At 47.2% G+C, this 14,387-nt stretch carries 13 protein-coding genes; 6 read left to right on the plus strand and 7 right to left on the minus strand.

Annotated elements, in window-relative coordinates; genetic code table 11:
• Positions 1-101: 101 nt before the first annotated feature.
• Entirely contained in the window at positions 102-1,001 is a 900-nt protein-coding gene (locus BMW79_RS11500) for an SDR family oxidoreductase (protein WP_089894808.1), read from the plus strand.
• 3 nt (positions 1,002-1,004) lie between these two features.
• On the opposite strand, the gene BMW79_RS11505 is transcribed toward BMW79_RS11500, so the two are convergent.
• From BMW79_RS11505 to BMW79_RS11515, 3 genes are all read right to left on the minus strand, one after another.
• On the minus strand, positions 1,005-1,946 hold the full coding sequence (locus BMW79_RS11505; RefSeq protein WP_089894810.1) for an HU domain-containing protein: 942 nt from the start codon (positions 1,944-1,946) through the stop codon (positions 1,005-1,007).
• Between the two features lie 83 nt (positions 1,947-2,029).
• Complete coding sequence (locus BMW79_RS11510) at positions 2,030-3,679, minus strand: TonB-dependent receptor (protein ID WP_089894811.1); 1,650 nt, start codon at positions 3,677-3,679, stop codon at positions 2,030-2,032.
• A 41-nt stretch (positions 3,680-3,720) separates the two neighbouring features.
• On the minus strand, positions 3,721-6,798 hold the full coding sequence (locus BMW79_RS11515; protein WP_089894814.1) for a tetratricopeptide repeat protein: 3,078 nt from the start codon (positions 6,796-6,798) through the stop codon (positions 3,721-3,723).
• Positions 6,799-7,088: 290 nt separating this feature from the next.
• On the opposite strand from BMW79_RS11515, the gene BMW79_RS11520 reads away from it, so the two are divergent.
• From BMW79_RS11520 to BMW79_RS11535, 4 genes are all read left to right on the plus strand, one after another.
• Complete coding sequence (locus BMW79_RS11520) at positions 7,089-7,496, plus strand: DoxX family protein (protein ID WP_089894816.1); 408 nt, start codon at positions 7,089-7,091, stop codon at positions 7,494-7,496.
• Positions 7,497-7,538: 42 nt separating this feature from the next.
• A complete protein-coding gene (locus tag BMW79_RS11525) occupies positions 7,539-7,952 on the plus strand; it encodes an acyl-CoA thioesterase (RefSeq protein ID WP_089894817.1) in 414 nt (137 codons plus the stop codon).
• A gap of 20 nt (positions 7,953-7,972) precedes the next feature.
• The gene (locus BMW79_RS11530; RefSeq protein ID WP_089894819.1) at positions 7,973-9,220 is read left to right on the plus strand and encodes a CinA family nicotinamide mononucleotide deamidase-related protein; all 1,248 of its coding nucleotides are present in this window, start codon (positions 7,973-7,975) and stop codon (positions 9,218-9,220) included.
• 70 nt (positions 9,221-9,290) lie between these two features.
• Entirely contained in the window at positions 9,291-10,613 is a 1,323-nt protein-coding gene (locus BMW79_RS11535) for a dihydrolipoamide acetyltransferase family protein (protein WP_089894821.1), read from the plus strand.
• A 222-nt stretch (positions 10,614-10,835) separates the two neighbouring features.
• On the opposite strand, the gene BMW79_RS11540 is transcribed toward BMW79_RS11535, so the two are convergent.
• The gene (locus BMW79_RS11540; RefSeq protein ID WP_079468754.1) at positions 10,836-11,156 is read right to left on the minus strand and encodes an RNA recognition motif domain-containing protein; all 321 of its coding nucleotides are present in this window, start codon (positions 11,154-11,156) and stop codon (positions 10,836-10,838) included.
• Positions 11,157-11,410: 254 nt separating this feature from the next.
• Here BMW79_RS11540 and BMW79_RS11545 point away from each other — a divergent pair, with 254 nt between their 5' ends.
• Positions 11,411-12,130, plus strand: a complete 720-nt coding sequence (locus BMW79_RS11545) for a hypothetical protein (RefSeq protein ID WP_089894823.1) — start codon at positions 11,411-11,413, stop codon at positions 12,128-12,130.
• A 56-nt stretch (positions 12,131-12,186) separates the two neighbouring features.
• On the opposite strand, the gene BMW79_RS11550 is transcribed toward BMW79_RS11545, so the two are convergent.
• From BMW79_RS11550 to BMW79_RS11560, 3 genes are all read right to left on the minus strand, one after another.
• Positions 12,187-12,804 carry a DUF4230 domain-containing protein gene (locus tag BMW79_RS11550; RefSeq protein ID WP_089894825.1) on the minus strand — a complete coding sequence of 206 codons (618 nt, stop codon included), beginning with the start codon at positions 12,802-12,804 and terminating at the stop codon, positions 12,187-12,189.
• Between the two features lie 50 nt (positions 12,805-12,854).
• On the minus strand, positions 12,855-13,358 hold the full coding sequence (locus BMW79_RS11555) for a cupin domain-containing protein (RefSeq protein ID WP_089894827.1): 504 nt from the start codon (positions 13,356-13,358) through the stop codon (positions 12,855-12,857).
• Between the two features lie 152 nt (positions 13,359-13,510).
• Entirely contained in the window at positions 13,511-14,347 is an 837-nt protein-coding gene (locus tag BMW79_RS11560) for a DUF6597 domain-containing transcriptional factor (protein ID WP_089894829.1), read from the minus strand.
• Positions 14,348-14,387 lie beyond the last annotated feature (40 nt).

A 14,387-nucleotide genomic window follows, 5' to 3' on the forward strand; every position in this document is an offset into this window, starting at 1 on the left:
ACTGATTAGCTTTTAGCTGTTATAAAAATGCATTGCATTTGATGAACAGCTAAAAGCTTTTTTTTCTTATCTTTAGCAATAGCGTATTGAATAATGGCTTTATGAAGGTACTTATAACTGGTAGTAACGGATTATTGGGACAACATCTGATCCCCCTTTTTCTGCAAGATGGAAAGTATGATGTGATAGCCACTGGCAGAGGCCCTAATCGTTTTCCCCTGCGGGATAAGTATACCTATGAGGCGGTGAACCTCCGGGATGCCGGCAGTGTAAAGCAACTGGTAGAAAAACATAAGCCAGATATCATTATTCATGGCGGCGCTATGTCGCAGGTAGATGATTGCGAAAAGAATAAAGACGCCTGCTGGGATACCAACGTAGGCGCTACACGTTATCTTGTACATGCCGCTGAAAGCTGTAATGCCTTCTTCATTTTCCTGTCTACCGACTTTGTATTCGATGGTTTACAGGGCCCTTACAGTGAAGATGCTACCGTAAATCCTATCAATTATTATGGTACCAGTAAAGTAGCTGCTGAACGGCTGGTTATCAACAGTAAACTGCAATGGGCCATTGTCCGTACCGTACTCGTATACGGTGTGGTGGCAGATCCGCATCGTAATAACATGATTACCTGGGTAAAGAACAACCTGCAACAGGGTAAGAAAGTGAAAGTGGTAGATGACCAATGGCGTACCCCAACATTATGTCATGATCTGGCGCAAGGTTGTTTGCTGATTGCAGATAAAAAAGCAGCCGGTTTCTTCAACATCTCCGGAAATGAAATCCTGACTCCTTATGATATGGCCATCCAAACGGCCGAATACTTCAAACTCGATACTTCTCTTGTAGAAAAGATCAGTGCTAAAACGCTGGCGCAACCTGCGGCCCGTCCTGCTAAAACAGGTTTACTGATCGATAAGGCGGCAAAAGAGCTGGGATACCAGCCCCGTTCTTTCGCGGAGGGGCTGGAAATTGTAGCAGGTGAAATAAAACCCTGACGGTTAAAATTCCAGGTGCACCTTTTTATCGGTAAATATTTTCTGAACGCTATCGCGTTGCTGTGTAGTATCAGCGGCTAAAGTGTGGAGCGCTACGGCTGTTCTGAACAGGCTGTCTCTTTTATATACCACCAGTTCCCTTCCGTAAATTTTTTGCTTCTTTTGTATTTTCACTGCTGCGCTGCTGTCTTTGTAACTATCCAGCACGGCGTAATAATCAATTGGTGTAATAGCCGCTTTTGCCGCAGAATCGGCGATAGCTTGTTGTATGGAGTCCGCAGCAGCGGCCATCTGCTGGGTGGTGGTTGAATCCATATTCACGGGTGGAGCGGACTCAGATACGGCGGTTGACACACTGGAAATATACCACCAGGCGGCCAGTCCTATTACGATAGCAGCGATGGGAATACCTGCCCACCACCATTTAAAACCGCTTTCTTCGGTAACCGCTTCCAGCGTTTCTTCCACTTCTTCTGTCATAATGGGTTCCAGCGCTTCGGCAGGAGGCGGTGGTACAAATGCAGCAGTTGTGTTGCGGTTATCTGTACGCTCAATAGGCGTAATATCCAGGGTATCTTTTTCTATGGGTAATTCTTCCGCATGGAAGTGAATGTTGCCGGCAAAATCTCCCTGTAGCTGGCCTATGCCGGGCAGCACCAATGGCTTGCCGGATTGGAGATCTGCTTTCAGTTCTTCCAGGTATTTCTCCAGTTTCCGCTGCGCTACTGCGGGTACCAGGTTTTCTTTCAGGGCAATCCATTCTACACAGGAGCCATCATCCTGCCATTGCTGGGTGAACATCACCTGTTCGCGCGGAGCTGTCAGCGTTTGTGCATTCGTGTTATAGTGCGCCGGAAAATGCTGTACTGAAAATGTTCCCAGCTGTGGTACCACACAAACCCGCTGTTTAAACAGCACTTCCTGGATATATTGCTGAAGTATCAAGTGGAGAATTTTTTGGTGAAAAATTCAGCGGATCCTGTCGTACCCGGCAGAGCCGGAATAAGGCAACATCCGCTGAAACGAAGTTAAAACTTAATCAGCACACCACCCACAATATTGAACCCGTAAGTAGGGTAGAGGTAATACCGTTGGTAGTGGGTGTTGAACAGGTTATTGGCGTTCACCCAGAGGCCGAAGTTTTTGCTGATATCGTAAGACGCGCCTGCATTCAGGTCCCATGCGCCCTTGGTTTTGTCAAAGTCTTTGTTGGGAAGCAGGTAATAACTGCCGCTCAGCGCAAACAGGTCTGCATTCAGGTGTAATTTTTTAGCGATGGTATACTGTGCAAACAGATCGCCCTGAAAAGCAGGCAGGTGCCAGGGTTGTACCTCGGTTTCCTGCTTGTTATAGTTGTACCAGTCGAAGCTGACGCGTGCCTGGAACTTTTCTTCTTCTATATACCCCACTTCAGCGTGCAGCTGGAAGGCGCGGAGCTGGGCTTCGTTACGGGTAGTGAATTTTTTGGTATCGGCACTGTCGTTTACAAACAGCGGCATATTGTACCAGGTAACGGAAGCGAATTTGGTGTTATAGTTGAAATGACTGCCCAGTGTACCTTTAATACCAGTATACTTCTCTTCTACGCGGGTATTGAGCATTTCACCCGGTAATCCGGCCAGGAAAGGGTTTTTGTTGGCCAGGTTGCGGTAGGTATTCTTTTCAAAGTAAGAAATCCATCCACTGCTCAGGATCAGTTTCTTACGGACCAGGTGCGACTCATTCACGATGTCCGGCAGCAGGTAGAACTTGCCGTTGCTCCAGGTTGGATTTACACCGGCATGCAGCACGAAACCGGGTTTCATGATGTCTACAGACGGATGGATGGAGGCGATGTTGTTATTGATAGCGCGGTTGCTGCCTTCTTTATAGGTAGAAAGGTCGAATATACCTTCTGCCTTGATATAGATATCTTCAAACACCTGTTTGCGGATCGGTACTTTCAGCAGGAAAGTATTTTCTGTGCGCTTATAGGAATCGTTGAAAAGAATAAACTTCACTTCCGGCTGAAAGGTAAATGCCCAATCATTTTGTGGCCGGTTCTGCATGCCTACTTTCGCGGTGATCTGGTTAAAGGTTTGCTCCAGGTCTTTCTTTTTGAAATTGGCGGTATCGTGATTGTAGCCGTAGTAATGCACCGTATTGCGGTCGTACCCGATGCTGCCGTCGAACCGGAATTTTGGTAACAGGTAAGTTCCGGCGGCCAGTACATTCAGGTTGCTGTAGTCCTGGTCGGGGATTTCCTTGCCTTTGGAGCCAGTGTAGTTCACGAACAGGCCATAGTTGTACATATCATGTCTGCCGCTACCAAATCCTGCCTGTACGTAGGGTGTTTTATAATTGCCATATCCCAGTTTTACGAAATTATTCTGGAGATAGGAAAGGGAGTCTTTACCCAATGCCAGCGGTTTAAGCGGCATAGCCTGGTACATGAAGTTCAGGTTCAATGCAGGAAGCTGGTATTTCAGTGAAGGCCTGCTGGTATCAATTCCCGGTAAAGAAGCCGTGAGATTAAGTTTGTAGGCATCGCGGAGTTTGGGCTGATTGGTGGAAATGATATCGATCGTTTCCTGTTTCAGTCCTTCCTGTGCGGAGGCTTTCTGTGCAAACAATAATCCGGTCAGGCCCAGAGCCGATATGAAGAAAGTTCGTTTGTTATATATTGCTTGAATGTTCATGCTTTGTTGCGCTTAAATGTCAGATTCCAAAATCCGGGTGATTATTTCTTCGGCTTTTTACCGGCTGCTTTTTCTTCTGCTTCTGCTTTTGCCAGTTTATCTTTTGCTTCCTGTTTCAGTTCAGGAATAGAACTGTTGGTAACGATACTCTGGTAAGTAGCTTTGGCATTGAAGTAGTCCTGTTGACGGGCATATACGTCACCCAGCAGGATATATGATTTAGCTACCCAGTACTCATACGACGGGGTATTTTTAATCACGTCGAAACCGGCTTTTTCTGCGGCGTCCAATTCATTCTGTTGCAGGTAGCAATCCGCAATGTTGTAACGGGCTTCTGCACCTGTTTCAGATTTGGTCATGCCGGCCACTGTTTTAAATTCGGCCAGGGCGGCGGCATAATCTTTTGCCTGCTGCAATGCTTTACCACGGTAGAAATGCGCGATGATCTGGTCATCAGTGCTGATATTGGCCGCTGCCAGTAACATTTCTGCGTAGTTGGATACTTCGTCCCAGCGTTTCAGCTGGTAGTTGCTGCGGAGTAAACCACGGGTGGCAGACAGGCTGTTTTCTTTGCTGGTAGCCAGGTCCTGCAGTTGCAGGTAGTAGCCTCTTGCCTTATCGTAATTTTTTACCTGGTAGAAGTTGATGTTGGCAGCCTGTAAGGCGGATCTTTCTGCATATAAGCTGTTGTTGCGGGACAGTACAAATTCGTATGCCGGCAATGCGCTCGTATAGTCTTTGCTGTTATAGGCACATTCTGCTTTGTAGAAATAAGCCGGCAGGATGAACTGTCCGTTCGGATATTTCTGGATATAGCTGTTGAAGCCGGTGGTAGCGCCTGCACAGTCGTTGCTGGTGAACCTGGATTCTGCTGCTGCGTAGGCGAGGGAGTCTTCTGCGGAAGCGCTCACGGTTCTGCCGCTGGCTTTCAGGAAGGCGAGGTAATCGTCAGTTTTACCCTGACTTACATAAATAGCCTTCATGCTTTGCAGGGCTTCATTTGCTTCCGGTGAACCGGGGAACTTTTCCACTACCTGGCGGTAATAAGCCAGTGCTTTGTTGTCGTTATCCTTGTTATAGTAGCTTAATCCCAGTTTCAGCAAGGCTCTTGGCGCGTTTGCGCCATTGGGCTGTTTCTGTAAAACATTCTCCAGGAAAGGAATGGCTTCTGTATATTTTTCCTGGGAGAGATAGGTGTTGGCTATTTCTATATCTGTTTCGTTATTAAAACCGGAGGAAGGAAACTTATTACCCAGTTGTTTGAGCAGGGCGAGTTTGTCGGCCTGTTTGCCCTGTAATCCGAGGATCACGGCTTTCTGGTAAGTAGCGTAATCGGCACCGGGCTCGTTGTTGCTGATGATACGGTCGTACAGCGACAATGCCTTCGGGAACTGGCGGAGCATGTAATAGCAATCGGCGCTGCGAAGAGCGGCGTCGGTAGCGATACGTGCGGCATTCGGGCCGCTGCTGCGCTGGGCGGATTCAAAGTAAGGCAGTGCTTCGGTGTATTTGTCCTGTTTCAGCAGGCTGTATCCCAGGTTATAGCTGGCGGTTTGTGCGTTTGCTTCACCGGATACGGGAGCCGTGTTATTCAGATAGGTATTCAGGTTAGTGATGGCCTGGTCTGTTTTATTCTGGCGAAGGGCAATTTCTGCTTTCCAGAAATGGGCCAGTTGTTTGATCTGTGGATCAAATGGATTGTTGATGGCCACATCCAGCAGGCGGTCGGCTTCTGCCAGTTGCTGATCGTTGATCAGTTGCGTGGCGCGGCCATAGGCTACTTTCTGGTAAGCTTTCAGGACGGTCTGGTTTTTATCGGGAATCTGTTCAATGGTAGCTAAACCGTCTTTGTAGTTATTGCTGTTCATGAAAAGATTAACGAGTATTTCCCGGGCTTCCTTATTGTAAGTCGATTGCGGATACGTTTTTACAAACTGGGTAAGTTCACTGAGGGCGGCATCAGGATAGCCCAGTTCATACGATAGTTTACCGTAGTTGAAGCGGGAAATTTCCTGTTGCTGTGCATTGGAACTGTTGTTGGCACAAAAAGCGAAAGCATTGCGTGCATTGGCTTTCTGGCCGGTACGAAGGTAGCAGTCGCCCAACAGGTACATGGAGTTTTGTCCCAGTGAATCTTTGGAGCTGCTCAGTTGTTTAAAACCGGAAATTGCTTTTTGAAGATTATTGGTCTGGTAGTAAGCGTAGGATAACTGGTAGATATCTTCGTTTCTTACTTCATCAGAATTATCCTGGAAGTCCTGCAGGTAAGGCAATGCTTTCTGATAGTTCTTCTTTTCAAAGTAGGCTTTACCGAGGAGTTGTTTCAGTTCAGCTTCGTAGTACTGGCCGCCTTTCTGTAACAGTGGCTCGGTGTAGGAGATCAGCTGGTCTGTTTTTCCCTGGAAGTAGTAGATTTCGGCGATGTAGTAAGGTACTACATTGCTGTATTTAGGTTCGTTGACTACTTTCTGGAAGCTGTTGAGGGCTTCGCCATACTGGTGATTGTAGTAGCTGATAAAACCATAGTAGTAGTTGGCCGGGAGACTGTATTTTCCTGGTACTTCCTTGATAGAGGCAAACAGGGGCTGGGCCTTTTTAAAGTCTTTCAGGTTGAAGTAACAATAAGCCAGTTCGAACTTCGCTTCGGCAATTTCTGCGTTGGAGAGGTTTTCGATATTGGCTTTTTCGTAGAGAGGGATGGCCTCTTTGAGTTTATTCTGGCGGAAATAATATTTCGCCAGCTGGTAGCTCACGAGTTCTTCGCGGGCATTGTTATTGGCCAGTTTCAGAAATCCCAGTGCTTCTTTTTCTGCATTGTCCTGTTGCAGTTTCAGTGCGCAGATGGTATAGTAGTAGAAGGCGTCTGTTTTAACCAGGTCGCGGTTCGTTTCATGAAAATAGTCGATGTTGTCAATGGTTTGCTTGAAAAGCTGCATGGACACCGCATATTTTTCCTGTTGGAAATATTGCTGGGCGTCCTTGAATACTTTTTCCGGATCTGTATAAGTGCGTGTTTGCTGTGCCTGGGCGGTAGGCAACCCTACCAAACCTGCGCCGGCAAAGGCCAGGAGCGATACGTACAGATGTCCGGGAATAAAAACTTTTCTTATGAATTGCATGCTATAGCTGTTATTTCTTGAATATGCGTTTAAAACGAATCCCGGAAGGAAATATTTTCCAGCCGGGGAAGTACTCTGCCGTGGCCTGACCCAGGTGTTCCGTTTCTCATGGTGCCCTATGCTCTCTACGCTGAATCCAGCAACGAAATAGGTGGTATCCAGCAAATATAAAAGTTATATCTTTTCTTTTCCGATTGCGTTTCCAACAATGTGGATAACTCCGGGAGCAAGGCAAAGTCGATTCATTTATCTTGCGGAAAATAATTTTAAGCACAAAAACCTTACCCACTATGAGAAAACTGTTCTCATCCGGCTACTCGAATGGCGCCGTGAGTTTTTCCATGCTGGTGCTCCGGGTTATCTCCGGTGGACTGATACTTTTGCATGGCTGGCCCAAGTTGATCAATTTTACTGCCAAAATGAATTCTTTTCCTGATCCGTTAGGAGTGGGACATAAAATTTCATTGGGTATGGTGGTATTTGCAGAGGTGTTTTGTGCGGTGTTGTTGATCCTGGGATTGTTGACCAGACTGGCTGCGGTGCCTTTGGTCATCTGTATGGGTGTGGTGATTTTTATGATTCACCGGGCCGACAGTATTTCGGAAAAAGAATTACCGATCCTGTTCCTGGGCGCGTTTGTAACGCTGCTCTTCACTGGTCCGGGCCGATTTTCGCTGGATGGTGCATTAGGCAAATAAAATTTTCAAGTATACGTTTAGGTTAAAAATAGCGGAAGAACCATGTTTATCAGTACAACAACGATCAGGGTAAGGTATGGAGAAACAGACCAGATGGGTTACCTGTATTATGGCAATTATGGCCTGTATTATGAAGTAGGAAGGGCAGAAGCCATCAGGGAACTGGGTTTCACCTATCGTGAACTGGAAGAGCAGGGCGTAATTATGCCAGTGGCGGAACTGAATGTAAAGTATCTTCGTCCCGCGTTCTATGACAACCTGATAACGGTAAAGACTATATTGAAAGAGCTGCCAGCAAGTTCTAAAATACAGTTTCACAGCGAGTTGTATAACGAGAAGGGCGAATTGCTGAATGTAGGGGTCACCACACTGGTATTCATTGATGTGAAAACTAAGCAGAAGGCGGGTTTGCCGGAGGAACTGAAGAACAGGCTGGAACCGTTTTTTAAGTCTTAATTACCCAAAATAGTTGCGATATGGATAAAATCACCACCAGCATTGTCACCATTGGTGATGAGCTGCTGATAGGACAAACGATTGATACCAACTCGGCCTGGATGGCACAGCAGTTGAACGCAATGGGCATCTGGGTGCACCGGCGTGTAGCCATTGGGGATATAAGGGAAGATATCCTGGATGTACTGGAAAAAGAATCGGCGGTATCAGACATTGTGCTGATCACCGGCGGCCTCGGACCTACAGCAGATGATATTACCAAGCCTACCTTGTGTGAATACTTTCATACCCGGCTGGTACAGAATAAAGAAGTGCTGAATACCGTATTGCAGATGTTTGAAAGCAGGGGGCTGCCTATCCTGCAAAGGAATCTGGATCAGAGCCTCGTACCGGAAGCCGCCACTGTTATTGAGAATAAGAGAGGGACGGCGCCCGGAATGTGGTTTGAAAAAGACGGTAAGATCTACGTGTCTATGCCGGGTGTACCCCATGAAATGAAGGGGATTATGGAAAGTTATGTGCTGCCCCGCTTAGCTATGCATTTCAAAACCCCGGCGGTAATTCACCAGACCCTGGTGACTTCCGGCATGGGCGAATCTTTTATAGCAGAGCGACTGGTGGCTTTCGAAGCAAAGTTGCCGGCTCATATCAAACTGGCTTACCTGCCCAGTTACAGCCTGTTGAAGTTGCGGCTGACCGGCTTTGGGAAAGACAAACTCTCCATTGCCGCTGAAGTGAGCATCCTTTTCCATCAGCTGAAAGATTTGCTGGCAGATATCACCGTAACAGACCAGGATATTTCTATGGGAGAAGTACTGGGGCAATTACTGAAAGAAAAAGGCAAAACTGTGGGAACCGCGGAAAGCTGTACCGGTGGGCTGATATCCAGCTGGATAACGGCCATTCCGGGTAGTTCCGCGTATTTCAGGGGAAGTGCGGTAACCTACGCCAACGAAATGAAAGTGAAGCTGTTAGGGGTAAAGCCAGCCACTTTGCAGGCGCATGGGGCGGTGAGTGAGGAAACCGTGCGGGAAATGGTAACCGGCGCCCTGGTGTTGCTGGAAACAGATTATGCCATCGCTGTTTCCGGTATTATGGGACCCGACGGAGGCACACCTGAAAAGCCGGTAGGTACGGTATGGGTAGCCGTGGGAAGTGCAAAGAGAACAGTCACCGTTAAATATCAGCTGCGTTACGACCGGGAACGGAATACGCAAATGACAGCTGTTTATGCCATGAATGAATTGCGCAAACTCATTCTGGAATAGGGATATTGCCATATTTTGAATTGGTACAATTCCCGTATTTTTGTCGCGCACTAAAGCAAAAATCAATCTTATGGCCATTGTAGAATTGGTAATGCCAAAAATGGGGGAAAGCATCATGGAAGCCACCATTTTGCGTTGGCATAAAAAGGCGGGCGATCACGTAAAAGTAGATGAAACCGTGCTGGAAATCGCCACCGACAAGGTGGATAGCGAGGTTCCCTCTATTGCGGAAGGAGAGATCACAGAAGTGCTCTTCAATGAAAATGATGTGGTGCCTGTAGGTACCGTCATTGCCCGTATTAATACCAATGCTGACGCATCCGCAGCCGCTGCACCTGTAACGCCGGCATCCCCTGTAGCTACTGAACCAAAATTCACTTCAGCACCGGCATACACCCCCGTGACTGAAGATGCGCCCGTTTCCGGAGGCGGCGCCAAATTCTATTCTCCGTTAGTACTCACCATCGCACAACAGGAAGGCGTTAGCTTTGCCGACCTGGAAAAGATCCCCGGTTCCGGTAATGATGGCCGCGTAACCAAAAAAGATATCCTGCAATATGTAGCAGACCGCCGCGAAGGAAAAGTGATTCCGGATGTAACACCGGAAACCGTTCCAGCTCCTGCTTCCACTCCCGCACGTCAGCCGGTAGTAACCACCACCGTGGCTTCTCCTACCTACAACGGCAATGTGGAAATTATTGAAATGGATCGTATGCGCAAACTGATTGCCAACCACATGGTCATGAGCAAACAAACCAGTCCGCATGTCACCAGCTTTGCAGAAGCCGATGTTACCAACATGGTGAAATGGCGCGATCGCGTAAAAGGCGATTTCGAAAAACGCGAAGGCGAAAAGTTAACCTTTACGCCGCTGTTTATTGAGGCGATTGTAAAGTGTATCAAACGCTTCCCGCTGATCAACTGCTCCCTGGACGGCGACAAGATCATTATCAAGAAAGACATTAACGTGGGCATGGCTACGGCATTACCAAGCGGTAACCTGATTGTACCGGTGATCAAGAATGCAGACATGCTGAACCTGACCGGCCTCACCAAACAGGTAAATCACCTGGCTAATTCTGCGCGTCAGAACAAGCTGAAACCGGAAGATACCCAGAGCGGTACTTTCACCCTTACCAACGTAGGTACCTTTGGCAGCCTGATGGGAACACCTATCATTAACCAGCCACAGGTCGCTATCCTGGCAGTGGGTGCTATCAAAAAACGCCCGGTGGTGATTGAAACAGAAGATGGCGATACCATTGGTATCCGTCATATGATGTACCTGTCTATGTCTTACGATCACCGTATTGTAGATGGCTCCCTGGGTTCTACTTTCCTGAGCGCAGTAGCTAAGGAACTGGAGAATTTTGACCCGAAGAAGAGTTTCTAAGATCATTATCTCTTTTACATAAAAGCAGCGGGGAGTTATCTCCGCTGCTTTTTTTATTAGTAAAGAGGCTGTTGTGCGATAGCTAGCTATCTGCCAGCCGGCCCTGTACAGAAGGCTTTGGGATCTGTTGTCTGGTGTAATAAAAATGCTTTATGCGCACGAAAAAAGGCGCCCCTTTAGAGCGCCTTTTTTTAGTTCCTTTGTGCCGAATAAAGGGTGTTATTAATAACGACGGTCGCGGGAACCATATCCTCCGCCGCCACGGTTATTACCACCGCCACCTTTGAAATTATTATTCGGTTGTTTAGGTCTTGCTTCGTTTACCATCAATTGCTTACCTTCGATTTCGCTGCCGTTCAAACTATCCATAGCCTTTGCTCCTTCTTCTTGATTAGGCATTTCCACAAAGCCAAAACCACGTGAGCGGCCAGTTTCGTGGTCTTTGATAACCTTAGCGGAGGTAACCTCTCCAAAATCGCTGAAAATCTGATGGAGATCCTCATCGTTCAACCTATAGTGCAGGTTGGCTACGTAAATGTTCATGATAACTGAAATTAAAAAAATGAAAAATAATATACTGAAGTTATGAAAATAAGTCTAATAAAAAAGTTAGCGTTAAAATATTTTTGAAATTAGCTAGTTTTTTACTACCGGTTGACATAGTCAGATCCTTTCCTGTACCCCATTTGACTGGCACAGAAATATTATTGAAAATAGTCTTCTGTTGCGCTGAAAACCCTCATTTTTACGGTTTTTTTTTCGTAAATTCAGTACATGATCCATTAAATTTAAATCATATGGGAGCGTTAAGTGAAACCTGGTTTGCTGACGGTTATATTGACTTTGAGCTGAAAAAGTATACCCTGTTAGCCTATTTGCAGGACATCAACCATTACTTCACCCAGAGCAAGCTGTACCCGCAGTTATCCGACATTATCTTTCATTACAACAACCTGATTGCCTTCCGCGACAACAAGCAGTTTCTGCAACAGCAATTTCCCAAACGGCTGACGGCGGTAAATCTCCACAAGCTCGAATTGCTGTACGAACAGCTTATTGCTGACGATGAACTGATGGAAGAACTGGAAACCATTATCCAGTATTCTTTGCCACAGCTCAACAGCACTATTAAAGGGGGAACGGAGATCTATGAGTATGTAGCGGAGCATCTCAGCATTTTTCCGGTAGGGCTGGTGCCACTCGAAACAACGGAAGGATATCTTCTTTTGTGTGATGGGCATTGTAAGCAAACACTGGTGTACACCTACCGGCTTACCATCTTCGAAAGGCATGATGAAAAATTCCGGGGGATTCATACGCAGTATTTACAGTCGTATAAGAAAGACCTGGCGCATACCATCGGCCATGTCAAGAGTATGCTGATAAAGGAACGGAACATCCTGCCCAATCCGGCTGTGTACTGTGCGGAAACGCCATTGGTAGTGCCGGTAGACGAAACACTGCTGCCGGTAGCGAAGAGAAGCCTGGTAAAATTTATTGCACAGGAAGCAGCTTAAGATGGATAGCTGACAGGGAAAGATAAAGCTGGCGCCGTTTTGAGTAAACCTGCTGCCTATTTCAGCTCAGGCAACTTTGTTTCGCCATCATACTGGATGTCCAGCGTATGATCTTTTAAAAATGGGGCATAATACTGCTCCATTACTTTCCTTATTTTTTCTTTGGATTGCTGGATATAAGTTGGATTGTTTTCCAGTTGTGCGCGGGAGGTCTGATAGAGTTTTTTCTGTACGTCCGTATAGGTTTCATCATCCTGGAACTGGAGCCAGCCTTTGCGGTTGGAAGTTTCCATCCGGTCCATTTTCAGCTCGTAGCTGAGCAGGCGGGGGGCTGGCAGATGAACAACAATCTTCTTATCTGTCATTTGTACTTTGAACAGCTTATCGTCGATATTTACGCCGTATTTGGCCTGATATGGTATGGTTACCCATACGGTGTTTTCCAGGAAGGCTTTCTTCAGGTTATCGGTCCAGTCGCCGCTGTTTTCAATATTGCTTCTTTTAATGCTGGCGCTGCCCTGTACGTCGAGACTGGCCAGTTCCGCGATTTCCTTTACAATGGTGCTGTTGGAAATTACCTGCTGGCTCACATTTGTGCTGCCAAAGCGTTTGCCCAGCCAGAAAATCAGGATGGCAAATAATACCAGTACAACGAGGTAAAATACTTTCTTCATGCCTGTAATTTAGTAAAAAACAGGGAGCTTGAAACGGATAGCCGTTCGCGTTACCGGGTAAGGGTATCGATCAGGGCGGCATGTTCGGGATAGGCCGCCTGCAGGGGAGCTTTTTCGGCCAGTTCGAAATCGGCAAAATCAAATCCGGGCGCCACGGTGCAGCCGCTGAGGGCGTAGCCGCCGGGCACTTCCACGCGGGAGGCAAACCAGTTGCCTGCTGTTATGATCACCTGTAAACTTTCACCACCGGCAATATCGCGTCCCAGTTTATGCACCAGCAGGTTTCCGCCAGGCGCAATCTCGTAAATGGTAAGTGTCTGGCCATCATAGAAATGCCATATTTCATCGGCTGCAATGCGGTGAAAAGCCGAGAATTCCCCTTCTTCCAGTAAAAAATAAATGCAGGTAGACGCATTGCGGTTGCCGCCCATGCCTGCCGGCAGTGTGGTCATATCCAATACCCACTCTGAACGGTAAGTTTCCCGGAAAGCACCGCCTTCCACATGTGATTGCAGTTTCAGTTGTTCACGCCAATAGGCCGCAGTATGTTGCATAGTATGCCTGTTATGAATAGTAAGTTAAACAAAAAGTCGGGTTATTGCACATTTTTCGTGTAGGGGTCGGGGCTACATTTCCGTGCCAATAAAAAAAGGGGGCTGGCAAAGCCCCCAATGAACAGGTTTTATTTGTAAAAAAGCGTTGCTGCTTAACTGGCTACTGCTACCTGATGCAGGTTATTCACCTGCATATGTGCAATAGTACCGACATTGGCAAAATACGATGGTGCCTGGTGATTGAAGAGGAGATAATCCTTTATAAACATCGCCTGGTTATAAAACGGTGTAGCTGCCACGGGTGTTTGCCACTCCGGCAGGTTTAACTGGCGAAGCGCGCTCAGTGCTGTTTTATAACGGATCATCCGGGCATAGAGCTGTGGCGGAATGCCTACAATGGTGCTGAAAATGCGTTCCAGGGTAGGGCGTGAAATACCATAACGGGTCGTTAACGCTTCCATGCTCACATTGCCCTGCATGATCAACAGGTAGTCGGCGATGTTATCCACTTCACGGAGGTTATCCGGCTGCAGCGCAAGGGCCTGCAGGCAAGCGGTATCCAGCAGCGGTTCCACCTGTTGTGGTGCCTGTTCCAGGCGTAAGGCGGTAAATAACTCCTGCCAGATAGATGGCGTATCCAGTAACAGGTTGCGGTAATAATTGGTGAAATGACCGGCATCCATCCCCAGCAGGCGATAGGCGCCATAAGCGTTCAGTTGTACCACCGCTACTTTTACCGGTCCCTGTACCTGCAACTGGCAGGCGCAGGTAAGATGGCCGAGTACTGCGGCTTCCGGTAAAGTAAATGCTTTATGATTTACCGGTTTGATCTCCGCTTTTCCTTCCAGGATAAATACCAGGTATTGATCGCCGAGGGCAAAGAGGTTCTGAGGCAGTTGTATGATACCACGGGTATCATCTTCCCAGTAATAGTATTGCTTTACAAATGGACGCAAAGCATCCGCGGGATGATAGATATGGAAGTTCATAGGTACAATAATGTGGTGTTAAGGATATCGCTATCGCTGC

The organism is Chitinophaga arvensicola, assembly GCF_900110835.1.
GTDB lineage: Bacteria > Bacteroidota > Bacteroidia > Chitinophagales > Chitinophagaceae > Chitinophaga > Chitinophaga arvensicola.